Origin of the sequence: Snodgrassella sp. W6238H11, assembly GCF_016100525.1 — a bacterium.
Taxonomy (GTDB): Bacteria; Pseudomonadota; Gammaproteobacteria; order Burkholderiales; family Neisseriaceae; genus Snodgrassella; species Snodgrassella alvi.
The window spans coordinates 564225-582436 of the sequence record NZ_JACFSH010000002.1 but is presented as its reverse complement, the minus strand read 5'-3'; the positions used below and the strand labels follow the sequence as shown (position 1 = coordinate 582436).

The following is an 18212-nucleotide window of genomic DNA, read 5'->3' as shown; positions in this document are numbered from 1 at the left end:
TGTATTTACGATTATGAATCCGAAACTGGAATTGTTACAGCCCTATCCTTTTGCCAGATTACGTAAATTAATGGATGGTCTGGAACCACCGGCTGATCTCCAGCCTATATCATTACATATTGGTGAACCCAAACACCCTACCCCGTCGGTTTTAACTGATGCACTGATTCAGCATCTGGACGGACTTGCAGCCTATCCGGCTACTGCCGGCATTCCTGAGCTTCGTCAGGCTTGTGCTCAATGGCTTATGCGCCGCTACTCAGGGGTAAAAATTAATCCTGATACTGAAGTATTACCCGTGTTGGGCAGCCGGGAAGCATTATTTGCATTTACTCAAACCATCATTGACAGTACTACTGAATATCAGCCTGTAGTTGTCAGCCCGAACCCCTTTTATCAGATATATGAAGGTTCAGCCTTGCTGGCTGGTGCGCGGGTAGAATATGTCAATTGCCGCGCTCCGCATTTTATGCCGCAATGGCAGGAAATCGATCAGAATACATGGCCAAAGGTACAATTGGTTTTCGTTTGTTCTCCGGGCAACCCCAGTGGCGCGGTAATGAATCTGGACGAATGGAAAAAACTATTTGATTTACAGGACAAATACGGATTTGTGATTGCGTCAGATGAATGCTATTCAGAAATTTACTTTGATGATGATAATAAGCCTCTGGGTGCATTACAGGCGGCTAGTCAATTAGGCCGGACATTCGACCGTCTGATTATGTTTACCAGCCTGTCAAAACGTTCTAATGCACCCGGTCTGCGTTCCGGTTTTGTAGCAGGTGACAGTAAACTTCTGGCTGATTTTCTGCTCTACCGCACCTATCATGGCAGTGCCATGAGTCTGCCCACACAATACGCCAGTATTGCAGCATGGAATGATGAAGAACACGTCATTGCCAATCGTAATCTGTATCGGGAAAAATTTGATAAAGTAATTCCGATATTACAGCAAAAATTTGCTCTGCATAAACCTGATGCTTCATTCTATCTGTGGCTGAATGTTCCCGATTGTGATGATTTAGCCTTTACACAGAAATTATGGCAAAAAGCAGCGATTCGTGTATTACCGGGACGTTATCTTGCCCGTAATACACCATACGGTAACTCCGGAGCAGGCTTTGTGCGAATCGCACTGGTATCCAGTGTCGAAGAATGTGTTGAAGCCGCCAATCGTATGGTCAAACTGGTTTTTTAGAATTGGTTTCAAACAGATACTGGAATTAAAACAAAACCAGAATTGCCGGCTTCAATTTTAAAAGCAATTCTGGTTTTTAATAGTATGGTATAAACAGCTATTGTTTATTCTACGTTCTGTACCTGTTCGCGCATTTGTTCAATCAGTACTTTAAGCCCTACTGATGCCTGTGTACATTCAATGGCTATCGCTTTACTGCCAAGCGTATTGGCTTCGCGATTTAGTTCCTGCATCAGAAAATCCAGACGTTTACCCACACTACCCCGATGTTCTTCTATCAGACGTCGTGCTTCGGCAATGTGCGTATTTAAACGATTCAGTTCTTCATCTACATCAGCTTTTTGCATAAACAATGCGAATTCCTGTTTCAGGCGCTCTGCATCTACCTGAGCCACTGCCTCGCGCAAACGGGCTTCAGCCTTATTCATATAGTCCTGCAATAATTGCGGGAACAACTGCTGCATAGCTGCCACGATATCTGTCATATCATTCAGACGATCCAGCAAATGCTGCTGCAGTTTTTCACCTTCACGAGCCCGCGCTGCTTTAAATTCGGTGAGGACTTGTCCCAGTAAAGTCTGTACACCGTTATGTAATATTTCCTCGTCCTCCGTTGGCGCCACAATAACACCGTGGAAATGCAAAATATCTGCAACAGTTAATTTACCTAAATCTTTATACTTGCGACGCAACTGTTGATTAAATGATGCCAGTTGTTCTACCAGTTTGTGATTAACCGGTAAATCATCAGTACTTTCGCTGGGCAGAGTTTGAATCTGAATACGGCATTCCAGTTTACCCCGTGCCACCTGAGAACTGATTAATTCACGCATCTTACCTTCAAACGGACGTAATTCTTCTGCAATTTTAAACTGGATATCCAGATAACGATGATTAACTGCTCTGAGCTCAACATTGATTTGACGATTTCCACATTGTTCTGAAGCATTTGCATAGCCAGTCATACTGTATAACATATATATTTTCCTTAAACCGTTTATTCCTGCCGGGTTATATTCAAACTGGCAATTAAATCAAGTATAACGAAAACGGCTTAATCCATAAAAGGTTTAATTGATATGAATCGCAACACACTGGTTATATAATTCTGCATTCATCTCCCGACAAAGTCTCTAAGTATGAAAAACACACCTATATCCAATCGTTCCGGACGTGCTGACGATGAGCCACGTCATCTTAGTATCGTGCCCGATTTCCTCGCACAGGCAGACGGTTCTGTACTGATTTGCTGTGGTAATACTAAAGTAATTTGCACAGCAACTATTGATGAAAATGTACCCGGCTTTTTAAAAGATCAGGGTCGTGGCTGGGTAACAGCAGAATATGGCATGCTGCCCGCCTCTGCCAATGGCCGTATGCGCCGCGAAGCAGTAGCAGGAAAGCAATCGGGGAGAACTCAGGAAATTCAGCGCCTGATTGGCCGTTCCTTACGGGCAGTCGTAGATTTAGAAAAACTGGGCAGCCGCCAGATACTGATTGACTGTGATGTTATACAGGCCGACGGAGGCACACGCACCGCTAGCATCAGCGGCGCTTATGTTGCTCTTGCTCTGGCAGTCAGAAAATTACTAGAAACAGGCTTAATCAGTGAAAATCCGATTCGTGAAGCTGTAGCTGCTATCTCTGTCGGTATGATTGACGGTAATCTCCTGCTCGATTTGGATTATCCGGAAGATTCTTCCTGTGATGCGGATATTAATGTAGTGATGACCGCCTCACAACAGCTGGTTGAAATTCAGGGTACAGCCGAAGGAGCTACTTTCAGTATCGGTCAGTTAAATGATTTAATCACCCTGGCACAAAAAGGAATTAAACAAATTCTTGCTGCTCAGCAACAAGCACTGGCTGAAAATTAATTCACAAAAATACAATCACCTATTTTCCGAATTTAAACATTATTTAAAACAAGCTGCCTGAACCTGACAAAATACTCACTCAGCAGCTTGTTTTTGCATGATAAAAATGCTAAAAAGAATGTCCGACAGGATATTTAAGCAGGCAGAGTTAACACAACCTGTCCTTTTTTGACATTATAACAACCCGGAAAGCAAGCAGTATTATGGCGTTAATCGTACAGAAATACGGCGGTACATCAGTTGGAACAGTTGAACGTATAAAAAATGTAGCTCGTCGTGTAGCACAAGCCAGAGCCAATGGTGATGATGTAGTAGTGGTTGTATCCGCTATGAGCGGAGAAACCAACCGTTTGGTTGCACTGGCACATGAAATTCAGGAAAAGCCCAATCCGCGTGAACTGGACGTTGTTTTATCAACGGGTGAACAGGTCACTATCGGTCTGCTTGCCATGGCTTTGCACAGCATTGGCGTAGACGCAAAGAGCTATACAGGCTGGCAGGTAGCCGTTAAAACCGATTGCGCTCATACCAAAGCACGCATTGATGCGATTGATGAGATACGCATCCGCACAGATCTCAATGCCGGTAAAGTTGTTATCATAGCCGGTTTTCAGGGTGTTAATGCCAACAATGATATTACCACTCTGGGTCGTGGCGGTTCGGATACCTCAGCAGTAGCACTGGCAGCAGCACTGAAAGCAGACGAATGCCAGATCTATACTGATGTGGATGGCGTATACACCACCGACCCGCGTGTCGTACCGGAAGCGCGCCGTCTCAATACCATTTCATTTGAAGAAATGCTGGAACTGGCCAGTCTGGGCAGTAAAGTATTACAAATCCGCTCAGTAGAGTTTGCCGGTAAATATAAAGTGCGGCTGCGCGTATTAAGCAGTCTGGAAAACAGCGGTAATGGCACATTAATCACATTTGAAGAGGATCAGAATATGATGGAACATGCGGCAGTATCCGGTATTGCTTTTGATAAAAATCAGGCACGAATTAATGTGCGCGGGGTACCGGATACGCCGGGAATGGCTTCACTGATACTGGGAGCTGTCGCCGATGCCAATATTGAAGTGGATATGATTATTCAGAATGTCGGCTCAGCAGGAACCACAGACTTTTCCTTTACCGTACCACGCAGTGATTATCAGAATACGCTGGATATTCTTCATGAAGTGCAGAAAACAATAGGAGCGCGTGAAGTCTGCGGCGATGATACCGTATGTAAAGTATCAATAGTTGGTATGGGCATGCGTTCACATGTTGGCATTGCTTCTACCATGTTCCGTACTCTGGCTAAAGAAAATATCAATATCCAGATGATTTCTACTTCTGAAATCAAAGTGTCCGTGTTAATTGATGAAAAATATCTGGAGCTGGCCACCCGTGTACTGCACCAAGTGTTTGAGCTTGATAAAGAACCAGTAAAAAAAGGCTGAAAACTCCTTTTTAATTCATGTAAAAATTAACACAGGCCGGCTAAGTCACATCTGCCGGCCTTTAATTATTGTACAATTGCAGGTATTTGCATAAATTAGTGCTGTATCCATGTCTCATACACCAAAACGCGAATACGAAAACAATAAACTGATTAAAAGACTTCGTCATCAGGTTGGCGCTGCTATTAATGATTTTCAGATGATTGAAGACGGCGACAAAATCATGGTTTGCCTTTCCGGTGGTAAAGACAGCTATGCATTATTGGACATCCTGCTCAGATTACAAAAATCTGCACCAGTACAATTTGAAATTCTTGCAGTTAATCTCGACCAGAAACAACCTGGTTTTCCTGCACATATACTGCCGGATTATCTGCAAAGTATTGGCGTTCCGTTTCAAATTATTGAAGAAGACACCTATAGCGTAGTCAAACGGGTAATTGATGAAGGCAAAACTACCTGTGGTCTGTGCAGCCGTTTACGACGCGGTATTTTATACCGGGTAGCCAAAGAAAATAACTGTACCAAAATTGCTTTAGGTCACCATCGCGATGATATTCTGGAAACCCTGTTTCTGAACATGTTTTACGGAGGCAAACTTAAAGCCATGCCGCCCAAATTGCTGTCAGATAACGGTGAGCATATCATCATCAGACCATTAGCCTATGTTAAAGAAAAAGATCTGATCCGGTATGCACAAATGCTGGAATTTCCAATTATTCCATGCAATCTGTGCGGCTCACAGCCCAACCTGCAACGGCAGGTTATCAAAGATATGCTCCAGCAATGGGACAAACAGTTTCCCGGGCGCATTGAATCCATGTTTTCGGCCATGCAAAACATCGTACCCTCGCATCTGGCTGATTATCATTTATTCAATTTTGCCGGCTTGCAACGTGGACAACAACTGCCACATGGCGGCGATATTGCCTTTGACCGTGAACATTTTTCTCCAATTACAACACCAGCACAGACCGGTGATATTAATCAGCCTGCCGGTGCAGGCAAAACTGTTATTAACATTTTAGATTCTCGATAGTAAGTCCCCTTATGAAACAACCAAGAAAAAAATTAACTCCTGCAAAAGCTATGGTTGCCGCTATCAGTGGCTATGCCATGGATGGTTTTGACCTGCTGATACTCGGTTTTATGCTCAGCGCCATCAGTGCTGATCTCGGACTGAATACTTCTCAGGCAGGTTCACTGGTAACATGGACATTAATTGGTTCTGTTATCGGCGGTATCGTTTTCGGACATTTAAGTGATCGCTTCGGCCGGATACGCATGTTATCGCTAACCATTCTCATGTTTGCCGTTTTTACTGGTCTGTGTGCGGTTGCACAAGGTTATTACGACCTGCTTATTTACCGGGCTCTGGCCGGTATGGGGCTGGGCGGAGAGTTCGGTATCGGTATGGCTATGATTGCAGAAGTATGGCCTGCATCAAAACGTAATCGCGCATCAGCTTTCGTCGGTATTGGCTGGCAGCTGGGTGTATTGGCGGCTACTTTTATTACACCATTCCTGCTGCAGCATATCGGCTGGCGCGGCATGTTTGTCGTAGGATTATTTCCGGCTATCGTATCCTATTTTATTCGTCATGATACCAACGAACCGGAACAATTTACCCGCGAACATAAAGCAAATGGTGAGTTGTCATTTTCTGCACGTCTTAAATTACTGGTTAAAGACCGTCAGACAGCTAAAACCAGTCTGGGCATATTTATCCTTTGCGCCGTACAAAATTTCGGTTATTACGGTTTAATGATCTGGATGCCCAGTTATCTTGCCAAAAAACTCGGATTCAGCCTTACAGATTCCGGCAACTGGACTGCGGTCACCGTTATTGGCATGATTATCGGTATCTGGCTGTTTGGTTTTCTGGCCGACCATTTTGCCCGCTGGAAAATCTTTCTGATTTACCAGATTGGTTCTTTTATCATGGTGGCACAATATGCACAGTTGCAGGACCCCACTGCATTACTGATATGCGGTGCCATTATGGGCTTATTTGTCAATGGCATGATTGGCGGCTATGGAGCACTGATTTCTGATAACTTCCCCCCGCATGTGCGTGCAACTGCCCAGAATGTATTATTTAATCTGGGTCGTGGCATTGGCGGATTAGGGCCGCTGGTTATCGGTTTTCTGGTCAAAGAATGGTCATTTTATGTTGCCTTATGCTTGCTGGCATCTATTTACCTTCTGGACATCATTGCCACTTTATGGCTGCTTCCCAAACACAATAATACCCCGTCCAATGATGACAATCTTGGTGTTATAGGCTGATTTATTATTCTTTCAGTGCAGATATATATCTCTGCACTGATTTTTTTACCATTAGGCCATGAGTAGAAATTATGACAACATTCACTAAAGTAATTTTATATACCGGAAATGATGGTTTTGCCCGCTTCAAAGAAGAAAAAATTGAATTAAACGAAGGTAATGAAAAAAGCCAGTTATCACCTTGGTTTAATGCAGAAGGGTTACAATTACGTTACAGTCCGGTGGGTTTTAAAAGTGATTTTCACTGCACTGGTAAACCACAATGGCTGATAGTATTGCAAGGAGTGATGGAAATCGGACTGCGCGATGGTAGTACCCGCCGCTTTAGTCCCGGAGAACATTTTTATTCTGCCGACACTTTACCTGAAGGCATTACCTTCGACTCAAATATTCATGGACACTGCAGCCGTCTAATTGGCGATGTTCCTCTGATTACGGCTTTTATTCGCGATTAAATCAAAGTAATCATTACATACAAAGGAAAATAAATAATGTCTCAATCTATGCTGTTTACACTTCCAGATACCGAAGGCAATAACTTTAATATTGCAGAACATTTACCAGCTGTGGTTTATTTCTATCCGAAAGACAGCACACCGGGCTGTACGACCGAAGCTCAGGAATTCAGTGCTTTACTGCCCCAATTCAAACAACTGGGCTATAACGTGATTGGTATTTCCCGTGATAGTATGAAAAGCCATCATAATTTTATCTGCAAATATGAACTCAACGTTACCCTGCTTTCAGACAGTGAAGAAACAGTATGCAGACAATTTGATGTACTTAAAGAGAAAAACATGTATGGTAAAAAAGTATTCGGTATTGAAAGAAGTACCTTTATCCTGAATCAGGACGGGCAAATTACACAGGAATGGCGTAAAGTTAAAGCGGCCGGTCACGCCCAAATTGTTTTAAATACACTGCAACAGCATGCCTAGTTACTCATATCAAGCGCCCTGCTGCTCATTAAAACTGGAATTCAGTCCTGAGCAAAAATTAAAGGCTATCCATTGGCAAACACCCTTTTCCGAAGCCTTACCTAACCTGACTGGATTCTGGGCAAAGCAGCTTGACTCCTATTTTAATGGCAGCCTGCAAAAATTTAACTATCCTCCTTCCACTGACGGCACTGCATTTCAGCAAAAAGTTTGGCAGGTTATTGCCGATATCCCCTATGGTCAGATTGCCACTTACGGAGATATCGCGCGTGTGCTAAACAGTTCACCCAGAGCCGTAGGTCAGGCCTGTGGTAAAAACCTGTTACCAATTATTATTCCTTGTCATCGGGTTGTATCAGCCAGTGGTCTGGGAGGGTTCAGCCTCAGTACCAATGCTTTTGAACTAAATATAAAGCGTTGGCTGCTTAAACACGAAGGAGCAACATGGTAAATGATACTTTACCGGCAGAACTACTCGAACCAATCGAGTCATTGCTCGAACATCTTTGGCTTAGCGAGCAGCTGGCATTCAATACACTGGAAAGTTACCGGCGGGATTTGAATAAAATTGCTCGTCGCATACAAGCCGAACATCTGAACTGGCTGAATGTAGATCCCTTGTCACTTGCATCTGCTGTATTTATCCCTAGTGAAAAACCATCTTCACAGGCACGGGCATTATCAGCCTGTAAACGTCTGTTCAGTTGGATGCATGAATATAACCGCCGTCAGGATATACCTACCGAACAGCTGCAAATGCCTAAAAAAGGCCAATACTTGCCGGATATTATTTCCGAAACACAGATAGATGCTCTATTGGCAGCCCCGGATACCAAAACCCTTCTGGGTCTGCGTGATAAAGCCTTACTGGAACTTATGTACGCTACTGGATTGAGGGTTAGCGAAGCCGTTAATTTACGAATCAATGAAATCGATTTACAAAACGGCCTGTTAAGTACCATCGGAAAAGGAAATAAACAGCGTATGGTTCCATTAGGGGAAGAAGCAACCGACTGGCTGGAAAATTATTTTACAGATGCCCGCCCTGCTTTACTTAAAGGACGTGCTTGTGATGCAGTATTTGTCAGTCAGAAAAAAACAGCCATCACTCGGCAGCTGGCCTGGATGATTGTGACCAAATATGCTAGTGCAGCCGGCATCCATCATCTTAGCCCGCATGGTTTGCGTCATGCTTTTGCTACGCATCTCGTGAATCATGGTGCAGATTTACGTGTAGTGCAATTGCTTCTGGGACACGCTGATATCGGCACAACACAAATTTACACACATGTTGCCAATGAACGCCTAAAACAGATTGTGCATCAGCATCATCCGCGTGGATAAAAAATTATTTGTTTATTCTGCTTTGTATAGAGTAAGAGATTATAAATCCAGAAATTTTGTTTTTATTTATTGAAGAAGTAATAAAAAACTGTTCACAACTTGGTATATGCTGCGCAAATGAATAACACTTTATAAGCTTAATCAAATTAAATGACAAAGCTATTTAATTTTAAAACAAAAATATTAACCACTTAGAAAAAGATAAACCAAGTGAAATAATAAATTACCTAATATTTATACTTAATTTAAAAAATTCGAAATCATTTAAATTTTTAACTAGTTTATTTAATATTAAACTTGGATTTTCAAGTACAAAATAAATATTATTCTAAATAATTTTTATCTTTTAGCTTTTTATCTGAGTTCAACTGATCAATAACCACGGCTATCGCCAACAAAGCAAAGAATAAAATTGCTAAAGATATAGATATTTTTAGAAAAAATTCAGCAGAAAAAATATCCCACCATAATTCCAGTATCAGTAAAGCACACCAGAATATGAAAATATAAAGGCATCCTAATCCGGCTTTTTTAACCAATATCTCTCTCCATTACTAATAAATAAGCTTCTCTTCTCCACAATAAAAATAGACGACGCATATCTTTTTCCATTGTTACTACACGCCATCCTTCTTTAGCATTTCGATTTAGAAAGTTGGAAAATTTTACAGGATCTGCATTTGCCGCGCCCAGAAACATAGAAGCCAGAGCACCTTCCTGATAAATAACAACTTTATATTCTTTCATAAAAACTCCAAAATTTAAACCAAATTTATAAAAATTTTATGAATTATAAATTATTTTTCTCAACAAAACAATTTATAATTTATATTTACTATCATTAATTTAATTTATTTTTGCAATAACTTTTTTAAAATGGTTTTAATAGATGCTCAGCTTAAAACCTTGAAATAGATAATGTTCTCGTTATAATATCTGATTAGAATTGTAATTTATTAATTTTTTCTGGTCATTTTATTACAATTAAAATACAATTATTAACAATATATTTTGCTTATTAAACTAAGGGACTCTTATGAGATTGAAATTTACAAAAATAATATTAATGCTGGCTGTTGCCGGTATGGTTTCGGCATGTGGTAATAAAACTGAAAAATCCCCTGACAAAATGGTGCGCACTGGTATTCAGCGCATAATGACAGAAGACAATCAATTTAATTTTAGTGGTTCTTATCAGACAGAATTTATTATTCAAAATAATGAGAATAAAAGCTCTTCAGAAATAACTGAACCAACAATTGCATCTGAAGTTTCTGCATCAGAAGCCTCTGTATCAGAAGAATATGATGATGATACTGCAGAATTAACAGAGTATCACCGCAAACAAATGGATTTGTATAACAAATCTATAGGGCAATTTTTAGGACAATTCGGTAAATCTTTTTCCGTACCTTTCACTGGTGCTGTAGATATGAAAAAAGGGGTGATGGAAGTGATTCCTGAAGTCCGTTATGAAGATAAAAACGTACTAATTTCTTTTAAATTTCCTACCTATTTAGATTTTAATAATTTGTCCTTATATCTCGATGGTTCTGCAATTACACATTTGTCAGACACTATGCCTAACAATAAAATGGTAATTGGTGACAAATATATGCAATTCGCTGTACCGCAGGATAAAGCACAACACATACCTGTAGCAGATTTATTAAAAAGCTTACCTAAATCTGTAGATGACGGTTATGCATCAATTGATCCGAGCGCATTCAAAAAAGTAAATGTCGACGAATTTGGAAAAACACTGGAAGCAAAATATCAGGTTAATCTGAATACAGACTATGCTTCAAGCCTTAAATATAATACTGTACTTCTACAAAGTCTTTCTAAGGCTCTAAAAGAGACATCAGCCAAGGCTGATAAGAATAATAAATATAAACCAGAAGATTACGCTTTACTGGGGAATATAATTGACGCTTTAGCTTCAATTTATTCCGATAGTGATAATGCTCTTGCAGATACTCCTATGGGTGCTTATTTAGAGCAGCTCAAAAATAAATCTAATCTAATGGTAAATAATTTCTACTTTGATTCAAAAGGTCGCATTATAGGTGTACGCTTTAAGACTGACCTTCCAATGGCAATAACAGGTATGGAAGAGCCAAAAGGAACAATCAGAATAGATTATAAAGTTCGAATGGATTACACCGGAAGCCCTAAATTTACCATGCAGCCTACACCACAAAACTCAATCAATATAGGGGCTCGTCTTGGTTGGTAATGATTAATTTTCTTATCTGATTTAAATTTTTTAGCCAGTATGTTTTACATATTGGCTTTTTTCATTGATAAGTTATTTATTATATATTAATTCAAAAACATAAATCCTGATAAAATTAATCACGACAAGTATACCTTGAGTGAATTTTATAATATTGTCATAAAAATTACCTTCTCATTTGATGTATACCAAACTGTCTGCAAATACAGATACCATAAGCTCAACGGTATATATTTGGTAAACATAAGTTAATATATTTACAAATAAAATAACAACTAACAAAAAATCGGTTAATTCAAAGGAAATTTTATGGGGTTAAATTTTACAAAAATAATATTAACATTGACGGTAGCTGGGATAGTTTCAGCATGCAGCCACATAAATGACAATTCTCCGGATAAAATGGTGCGGGCTGGTGTCCAGCAAATGATTTTAAAAGATAATCGCTTGAACTTCAGTGGTTCTTTTCAAGGAGAGTATCATATTAATTCTAATACAAACAATGAAAATGAAATTTCTTCTGATACATCTGAAATAATTAAAACTAATGAAACACATAACAAGCTTCTAAATACTTCATCAAAACCACTACCTCAAACAGAAGCAGATGACGACGATGGTGATAATGAACCAAAACAAAAAAATTCCCTGGCGCCCTTTTTTGAGCAATTCAGTCAATCTTTTTCTGTACCCTTTACCGGTGCTATAGATATACGAAAAGGGCAAATGGAAATAATTCCGGAAGTTCGTTATGAAAACAAAAATGTACTGGTTTCTTTTAAATTTCCTACCTATATAGACTTCAAAAATCTATCTCTATACACAGATGTTTCCGCTATTACACATTTGCTAGATAAAATACCTCATACTAGAATGGTAATTGGTGACAAATATTTACAATTAGCTGTACTAAAATCTCAAATAAAAAATATGCCTTTATCCGATCTGTTAAAAAGCTTACCAAAATCAATTGATGATGGTTATGCAGCAATTGATCGCGATGCATTCAAAAAAGTAAACGTTGATGAGTATGGAAAAACACTGAAAGCAAAGTATCAGGTTAATCTGAATGTAGACTACGCTCTAATGCAGAAAATTGATAATACAATGCTTGAAAGCCTTTCAAAGGCTTTAAAAGAGGCTGCAGACAAAGCTGATCAGAATAGTAAATATAAACCTGAGGATTATGCTGCATTACAAAATATAATTGACGAATTCACTTCTACTTTTAATTCTTATTTTTTTGATGAACATGATTCTGATGACAGCGGCGTTTTTAAAAATCCCTATTTTGGAGTTATAAAGCAATTCAAAAATAATCAAAACCCCATACAATATAATTATTATTTTGATTTGAAAGGAAGAATTATAGGCATCCGTGAACAGCTAGCATTTCCTAAGGAGGTGGAAAGTATAGATGGAACAGTAAAAATAGATACCAAAATCCACCTAAAATACACAACAAACCCTAAATTTACTATGCAGCCACCTACGCCGCAGAATTCAATTAATATAATGTCTCGACCTGAGCTCAATTAATTAAAATTCAATTTATCAGTTTCAAGTATTTTTAGCCAGTATACTAAAACATACTGGCTATTTTATATTGATAATTTTTTCTGAATGTTATGTCAAAATATGGATAAAGACTGAATTAATCACGCAGGGTATACTTTAACTGATTTTTCTATTGTTATTCATAATAAACTACTCTACACGTTTAATATATAACAAACCAACTGCAAATACTTATGCCTAAATGGCTCAGTACACATTTTGGCAAATATAAATTCGTCTATTTACAAACAAAATATAAACAAAGAATCTGGGTAATTTAATTCAAACACAATTTTTATTCGATAATAATTCAATCTGTAGCTTATTAGTTTCAAAGTATAGCCAAATTAAAAACTAATATGCTGATATATGAATAGTAAAAAGGACATATACTTACTTAAATCTGCCCTTTTTACTATATTCGGTGATTAAAAGTTATATTGGCTGATTTTCGCTATTTGTTTCAGCTGCCACCTCTTTTAATGGTTCATCACTCAAAGTGATGACTACGCCTTGCTCTCCCAAATCAAGCTGGATATAGGCACTATTCTGACCTTGCTGCTTTTCCAGCAATAATTGTCTGGCCAGTTCGGGGACAATTTGCTGCTGCAACATCTGTTCAAAATAGCGTACGCCCAAATCATGACCGGCTGTTGTTTGCGCCAGCGCCGCTACCAGTGTATTACTATACTCACAGGTAACAGCAAACTGAGCTGCAATTTTAGCTGCAATGCGGTCTAGTTGCTGACGGATAATAATCTGCATATCGTCAGCAGATAACGGACGAAAAGCCAGTACATTCATACGCCCGAGCAAAGCAGGAGCAAGAACTTCCCGGATGGGCTGATCGACCAGTTCCAGTCGGGTTGGTAAATCGGCATCAGGAGCATTTTGTAAAGCTTCGCTGCCCAGATTGGATGTCATCAACAGAATGGTGTTTTTGAAGTTGATGATGCGCCCTTCTCCGTCTCGCATAACACCCTGGTCAAATACCTGATAGAAAATATTAAGCACATCCGGATGGGCTTTTTCTATTTCATCTAGCAGTACTACTGAATAAGGACGCTTACGTACTGCTTCAGTAAGGACTCCGCCTTTGCCATAGCCCACATATCCCGGAGGCGCACCTTTAAGCTGAGCTACTGTATGTGATTCCTGATATTCAGACATATTGATGGTAATCATTGTGTCTTCACTACCAAAAAGTGATCTGGCCAGTGCTTTGGCTGTTCTGGTTTTACCAACGCCGGATGTACCTGTTAACAGGAATACTCCAAGCGGCTTGTTGGGTTCGCCAAGTCCGGCTTTCTGGGTACGAATATGATTAACAATACTACTAACGCTGTCTTCCTGACCAATTACCTCACTGTTAAGCTGTTCAGATAAGGTCATCAGACGCTCAATTTCATCATCCAGCATGCGACCGGCAGGAATGCCTGTCCATTCACTAATTACACTGGCAATGACTTGCTGATCCACATCCAGGCTAATGTTTTGCTGCAATTGCTGAAAAGACTGATTATGTGTATGCAGATTGCTTTTATGCTCATCTTTTGTACGCGCATCCAGTACTGCCTGAGCAGCTTCCTGTTCCTGAACAAATTTTTGTTTTTCTTCTTCTATTTCCTGATCTAATTGCTGTAGCTGCTGCCGGCACTGCTCCAATCTTTCGTTATCTATCTGGTGTCCGAGAAGAATATCCTGTTGCAGACGGTCGATTTCTTCTTGAAGTGCGCTGTGCAGGGAGATTCTTTTAATCAGATTCAGTGGTAATGTTTGCATACCAAGTCTGACTTTAGCTGCAGCGGTATCCAGTAAATCGATGGCTTTATCAGGAAGCTGACGATCCGGTAAATACCGGCGTGACAATGTAACAGCGGCTTTAATCGCATCATCTTTAATATGCACCTGATGATGTTCTGCATAGAGTTTAGCAATACCGCGCAGCATCTGACAGGCTTTTTCATCATCCGGTTCATCTACTTTTACTGGCTGAAAACGGCGCTCAAGAGCAGCATCGGTTTCAAAATATTGTTTGTATTCAGACCAGGTGGTTGCTGCGATAGTGCGCAACTGACCACGGGCAAGTGCAGGTTTGAGTAAGTTGGCTGCATCAGACCCTCCGGCCTGATTACCGGCACCAATAATGGTATGAGCTTCATCTATAAACAGGATGGTTGGTTCAGAAGCATGCTGAATGGCTTCGATTACCGTTTTCAGACGCTGCTCAAATTCACCTTTCAAGCCGGAACCAGCCTGTAACAGTCCCATATCAAGAGCAAGAATATGGGTATTTTTCAGATGGCTGCCCACTTCGTCATTGGCGATTTTCAATGCCAGCCCTTCAACAAGTGCTGTTTTACCTACTCCCGGTTCGCCAACCAATATTGGATTATTTTTACGCCGTCTGCTCAAAATATCTTCTATCTGGCTGATTTCTTCATCCCGCCCGAAAATTGCATCAATATATCCGTCTCTGGCTCTTTGAGTAAGATCGATGGTAAAGCGCGACAAGGCTTCCTGTTCTGCCGGCGATTGTTTATCCTGTAAGTTACTGGTATTGAGTATATTCTGTGTGGCCGGTGTTTCAGCAGGTTCTGCTGTTTTACTATCGGCATCTATTCTCTTGGTGAAGATCGCATCATTTTCTGTGTTTGCTTCAACTGAGTATTTATCCAGCCATCGTCCTGCTTCAGCCAGTTGTCCTGCTCTGAATATCAGTAACTGCCATAAATCTGTAAGTGTAAAGATGCTAGGAATTTTCTGGATAGCTTCAAGCAAATGCAATGAGCGGACTTCTTCCTGTCCGTGTTCAATAGATGCCAGCATCCATGCCTGTTCTATCCATTTAAGTAATGCGCGTGAAAGCTCAGGTTTCTGAGGTACTCGCTGCCAGGGCAGTTTATCCAGTCCGGCCAGCAAGTCATCCCACAAACGGTTGACGTTGATTTCGTTCTGGCGCAATAAGAGATTCAGGTCATTATTATCTGTTTCAAGTAATTTGACGAGAAAATGTTCAGGCAATATTTCATGATGGCCACGGCTTAAACAGAAGTTAGCAGCCTCATTCAGTGCCCGTGCACAATTTTCATTGAGTTTTCTTAATAATTGCATTGAATCTTTCATTACGGCTCCGGCTAAATACATAAAAAGGCGCACAGATGCGTGCGCCTTGAGTTAATTAAAATTAACGGTTCTCAACCCAGCTGTCGGAATGAACAATATTGCCATCCTTGTAAGCCCAGGTGATTTTTTCGTAACGCAATTCCACTTCTTCAAGATGGTTATAGCGTTCTTTACTGGTTTCTTTAATGTTGTGCATTTTAGGACGCACAGCCACTACTTTCACATTTTCTAGCAGGGTGTTGAAATATTCTTTCTCCTGACCTGCATCGTCAATGCGATACCATTTAAATTCCAGGGATTTAAGGTTCTGACCATTAGTTACTGCTTTGTAAAGATATGGTGAAGAAGCATCATATTCTTTTACAAAGGAAATAGGTTTGTGTACACGAGTACCTGTCAGTTTACCGGTATTGCCGTCAGTAGGAATATAAACTTCGTGATCGAATGCCAATACTTCTACTGTGCCTTCACGATTCTGTACAGTTACAGAGCCTTTAACCTCTGAACCACCGTCATCCTTGATCCATAAGTAAGCAGGAATTGCCATATGAATATCCTTTAATTAGTTAATAAATATTACATTAGTCGGTATGATTCATATCAACCAAGGTAATTTCGACACGACGATTTTTACTACGCCCTTGCGGGTCGTCGTTGGTTGCTATGGGTTTACTATCCCCATATCCCTGTACAGTAAAATGGTCTTCCGGAAAGGTGGATGCACTCACTAGCCAGTCACGTACAGCTTCAGCTCTATGAAATGACAGAGTTTTATTGCTGGCGGCATTTCCGGTGTTATCGGTATGACCATCTATTAGTACTCTTTTATTCGGGTTTGCCTGTACCCAGGTTAAAACCCCTTGTAAAACCAGTTTCGCATCCGCTTTAAGCTGACTCTGACCCACGTCAAACAATGCTGTGGTATCTAAACGGATAATTTGTTTTTTCTGCTTCTCTATCTGGAAAGAATTTATGTCTTTATTGATAACTGGTAATAATTCAGTAGCATGATATAAACCAAATCCCATTCTTCTGGGCTCACCGAATGTCTTATAATCCTGTAAGGTCTGCTGAATGATTTTTAAATTTTTAATACTATCTATACGTTCATTTTCAAGGTGCTGAGGTATTGCTATATATTGCTGATGAGCAGCAATAACTTCCTGCAGCCATTTTTTATTTTGAACAAACGAATACTCGGTACCAATAAGAATGAACATCAGGAAACAGTCAATTGCGTAGCACAGATATTTTGCACCTTTACTTAAATAATGCTGGCGAACAAAGCTATTCTCAATAACCGGAAAATTTTTCAGACCGTTAACTGTAAAAACATGAGTCGGACTAACAAATCCTGTTTTTTCAATTTCAAATTTACGCCAGCCTGCTTGCTGATTAGTATTGAAACTGTTTAACCAGACACATGACATCATAAACAGAGAATAACGATATGATTTTTCCGGTAACAAATTTTTAATCACATATTTACTAAGCCATTGCTGATTCAGATAAAGTGTGGATGTAGTTGTATAGTCCAGATGTTCCGGCTGTCGGGCATTCAATGCTGCTCTGCTATCCAATTGTTTTTGTAAACAGGAAAAGTACTCTTGCACATCTGTACGCTCCCTGCACAAATGGTTACTATTGTTTTCAGGCCAGTAATCAAGATTTTCATTAAGCAGATCGGTATGGATACCCAATGTCAGCGGTAGGCAACGTTTGTATGAAGCCTGAATGGTTTCGATTTCTTGCCGCCATTGTGAAATACGCTGCTCTAATGCTGCCACATGAGGATATTTATCTGGATTAAGTATCAGAAATATACCGTTAGCAATTTTATTCTGTTCATCCAGATTCTGATAAATGCTGATTAACTGCGCACAGTCTTCTACCCTGATCCACATTGAATCACGCAACAGTCTCCAACGTTCAGAAGATTCTATCCAATCAGATATATCATCGCCTGCTACGAGAATGATGCGCTGGGATTTAGGTATATTGTACAGACTTGCTGCACTTTGCTTACGAAACCAAAATTGATTCTGATACCACAGAAATCCGCATGCCAGTACTATAAGTATACTCAAGCATATTTTGATTACCCAGTATATATCCCAAATTTGCCAGATAAAATATAGCGACAGGCAAACAATCCAGACAAGCAGTAATGTGTAATAAATGCGTTTACTCATTTGG

At 40.0% G+C, this 18212-nt stretch carries 17 protein-coding genes; 11 read left to right on the top strand and 6 right to left on the bottom strand.

Features of this window, described 5'->3' with window-relative positions:
* Positions 1–13 precede the first annotated feature (13 nt).
* A complete protein-coding gene (gene dapC, locus H3V00_RS06025; protein WP_198206802.1) occupies positions 14–1201 on the top strand; it encodes a succinyldiaminopimelate transaminase in 1188 nt (395 codons plus the stop codon).
* Between the two features lie 104 nt (positions 1202–1305).
* Here the strand turns inward: dapC and H3V00_RS06020 are convergent, their stop codons facing one another.
* Entirely contained in the window at positions 1306–2178 is an 873-nt protein-coding gene (locus H3V00_RS06020; protein WP_084585119.1) for a YicC/YloC family endoribonuclease, read from the bottom strand.
* A gap of 162 nt (positions 2179–2340) precedes the next feature.
* Between H3V00_RS06020 and rph the strand changes: the two genes are divergently transcribed.
* The 8 genes from rph to xerD all read left to right on the top strand — a co-directional run bounded on the left by rph (position 2341) and on the right by xerD (position 9094).
* Positions 2341–3078 (top strand): ribonuclease PH, encoded by a 738-nt coding sequence (gene rph, locus H3V00_RS06015; RefSeq protein WP_198206803.1) that lies wholly within the window; start codon positions 2341–2343, stop codon positions 3076–3078.
* A 203-nt stretch (positions 3079–3281) separates the two neighbouring features.
* Positions 3282–4523, top strand: a complete 1242-nt coding sequence (locus H3V00_RS06010) for an aspartate kinase (RefSeq protein WP_025330933.1) — start codon at positions 3282–3284, stop codon at positions 4521–4523.
* Between the two features lie 109 nt (positions 4524–4632).
* The gene (gene ttcA, locus H3V00_RS06005; protein WP_198206804.1) at positions 4633–5562 is read left to right on the top strand and encodes a tRNA 2-thiocytidine(32) synthetase TtcA; all 930 of its coding nucleotides are present in this window, start codon (positions 4633–4635) and stop codon (positions 5560–5562) included.
* 11 nt (positions 5563–5573) lie between these two features.
* Positions 5574–6812: an MFS transporter gene (locus tag H3V00_RS06000; RefSeq protein ID WP_037392964.1), complete on the top strand. Its 1239-nt coding sequence runs from the start codon at positions 5574–5576 to the stop codon at positions 6810–6812.
* Between the two features lie 71 nt (positions 6813–6883).
* Entirely contained in the window at positions 6884–7267 is a 384-nt protein-coding gene (locus tag H3V00_RS05995; RefSeq protein ID WP_198206805.1) for a hypothetical protein, read from the top strand.
* A gap of 36 nt (positions 7268–7303) precedes the next feature.
* Positions 7304–7750: a peroxiredoxin gene (locus H3V00_RS05990; RefSeq protein WP_084550013.1), complete on the top strand. Its 447-nt coding sequence runs from the start codon at positions 7304–7306 to the stop codon at positions 7748–7750.
* Positions 7743–8201: a methylated-DNA--[protein]-cysteine S-methyltransferase gene (locus tag H3V00_RS05985; RefSeq protein WP_198206806.1), complete on the top strand. Its 459-nt coding sequence runs from the start codon at positions 7743–7745 to the stop codon at positions 8199–8201. The genes H3V00_RS05990 and H3V00_RS05985 overlap by 8 nt, the downstream gene beginning before the upstream one ends.
* Positions 8195–9094 carry a site-specific tyrosine recombinase XerD gene (gene xerD, locus H3V00_RS05980; protein WP_037392951.1) on the top strand — a complete coding sequence of 300 codons (900 nt, stop codon included), beginning with the start codon at positions 8195–8197 and terminating at the stop codon, positions 9092–9094. The genes H3V00_RS05985 and xerD overlap by 7 nt, the downstream gene beginning before the upstream one ends.
* Positions 9095–9417: 323 nt before the next feature.
* Here the strand turns inward: xerD and H3V00_RS05975 are convergent, their stop codons facing one another.
* Together H3V00_RS05975 and H3V00_RS05970 are read right to left on the bottom strand one after the other, a co-directional pair.
* The gene (locus H3V00_RS05975) at positions 9418–9633 is read right to left on the bottom strand and encodes a hypothetical protein (protein WP_198206807.1); all 216 of its coding nucleotides are present in this window, start codon (positions 9631–9633) and stop codon (positions 9418–9420) included.
* On the bottom strand, positions 9626–9841 hold the full coding sequence (locus H3V00_RS05970) for a DUF4177 domain-containing protein (RefSeq protein WP_025330941.1): 216 nt from the start codon (positions 9839–9841) through the stop codon (positions 9626–9628). The genes H3V00_RS05975 and H3V00_RS05970 overlap by 8 nt, the downstream gene beginning before the upstream one ends.
* Before the next feature lie 289 nt (positions 9842–10130).
* Here H3V00_RS05970 and H3V00_RS05965 point away from each other — a divergent pair, with 289 nt between their 5' ends.
* Positions 10131–11333, top strand: a complete 1203-nt coding sequence (locus tag H3V00_RS05965) for a hypothetical protein (RefSeq protein WP_198206808.1) — start codon at positions 10131–10133, stop codon at positions 11331–11333.
* A 309-nt stretch (positions 11334–11642) separates the two neighbouring features.
* The gene (locus tag H3V00_RS05960) at positions 11643–12872 is read left to right on the top strand and encodes a hypothetical protein (RefSeq protein WP_198206809.1); all 1230 of its coding nucleotides are present in this window, start codon (positions 11643–11645) and stop codon (positions 12870–12872) included.
* Between the two features lie 453 nt (positions 12873–13325).
* Here the strand turns inward: H3V00_RS05960 and tssH are convergent, their stop codons facing one another.
* The 3 genes from tssH to H3V00_RS05945 all read right to left on the bottom strand — a co-directional run bounded on the left by tssH (position 13326) and on the right by H3V00_RS05945 (position 18208).
* Entirely contained in the window at positions 13326–16016 is a 2691-nt protein-coding gene (tssH, locus tag H3V00_RS05955; RefSeq protein ID WP_198206810.1) for a type VI secretion system ATPase TssH, read from the bottom strand.
* 61 nt (positions 16017–16077) lie between these two features.
* On the bottom strand, positions 16078–16563 hold the full coding sequence (locus H3V00_RS05950) for an Hcp family type VI secretion system effector (RefSeq protein ID WP_037392137.1): 486 nt from the start codon (positions 16561–16563) through the stop codon (positions 16078–16080).
* A 34-nt stretch (positions 16564–16597) separates the two neighbouring features.
* A complete protein-coding gene (locus tag H3V00_RS05945) occupies positions 16598–18208 on the bottom strand; it encodes an OmpA family protein (RefSeq protein ID WP_198206811.1) in 1611 nt (536 codons plus the stop codon).
* Positions 18209–18212: the final 4 nt, after the last annotated feature.

Excerpts from the sequence above, each read along its gene's own strand:
- H3V00_RS05960 (WP_198206809.1), top strand. The coding sequence starts at position 11,643 with ATGGGGTTAAATTTTACAAAAATAATATTAACATTGACGGTAGCTGGG.
- H3V00_RS05945 (WP_198206811.1), bottom strand. The coding sequence starts at position 18,208 with ATGAGTAAACGCATTTATTACACATTACTGCTTGTCTGGATTGTTTGC.
- H3V00_RS06000 (WP_037392964.1), top strand. The coding sequence starts at position 5,574 with ATGAAACAACCAAGAAAAAAATTAACTCCTGCAAAAGCTATGGTTGCC.
- H3V00_RS05965 (WP_198206808.1), top strand. The coding sequence starts at position 10,131 with ATGAGATTGAAATTTACAAAAATAATATTAATGCTGGCTGTTGCCGGT.
- H3V00_RS05985 (WP_198206806.1), top strand. The coding sequence starts at position 7,743 with ATGCCTAGTTACTCATATCAAGCGCCCTGCTGCTCATTAAAACTGGAA.
- H3V00_RS06010 (WP_025330933.1), top strand. The coding sequence starts at position 3,282 with ATGGCGTTAATCGTACAGAAATACGGCGGTACATCAGTTGGAACAGTT.
- H3V00_RS06020 (WP_084585119.1), bottom strand. The coding sequence starts at position 2,178 with ATGTTATACAGTATGACTGGCTATGCAAATGCTTCAGAACAATGTGGA.
- H3V00_RS05970 (WP_025330941.1), bottom strand. The coding sequence starts at position 9,841 with ATGAAAGAATATAAAGTTGTTATTTATCAGGAAGGTGCTCTGGCTTCT.
- ttcA (WP_198206804.1), top strand. The coding sequence starts at position 4,633 with ATGTCTCATACACCAAAACGCGAATACGAAAACAATAAACTGATTAAA.
- xerD (WP_037392951.1), top strand. The coding sequence starts at position 8,195 with ATGGTAAATGATACTTTACCGGCAGAACTACTCGAACCAATCGAGTCA.
- H3V00_RS05990 (WP_084550013.1), top strand. The coding sequence starts at position 7,304 with ATGTCTCAATCTATGCTGTTTACACTTCCAGATACCGAAGGCAATAAC.
- tssH (WP_198206810.1), bottom strand. The coding sequence starts at position 16,016 with ATGAAAGATTCAATGCAATTATTAAGAAAACTCAATGAAAATTGTGCA.
- H3V00_RS05995 (WP_198206805.1), top strand. The coding sequence starts at position 6,884 with ATGACAACATTCACTAAAGTAATTTTATATACCGGAAATGATGGTTTT.
- rph (WP_198206803.1), top strand. The coding sequence starts at position 2,341 with ATGAAAAACACACCTATATCCAATCGTTCCGGACGTGCTGACGATGAG.
- dapC (WP_198206802.1), top strand. The coding sequence starts at position 14 with ATGAATCCGAAACTGGAATTGTTACAGCCCTATCCTTTTGCCAGATTA.
- H3V00_RS05950 (WP_037392137.1), bottom strand. The coding sequence starts at position 16,563 with ATGGCAATTCCTGCTTACTTATGGATCAAGGATGACGGTGGTTCAGAG.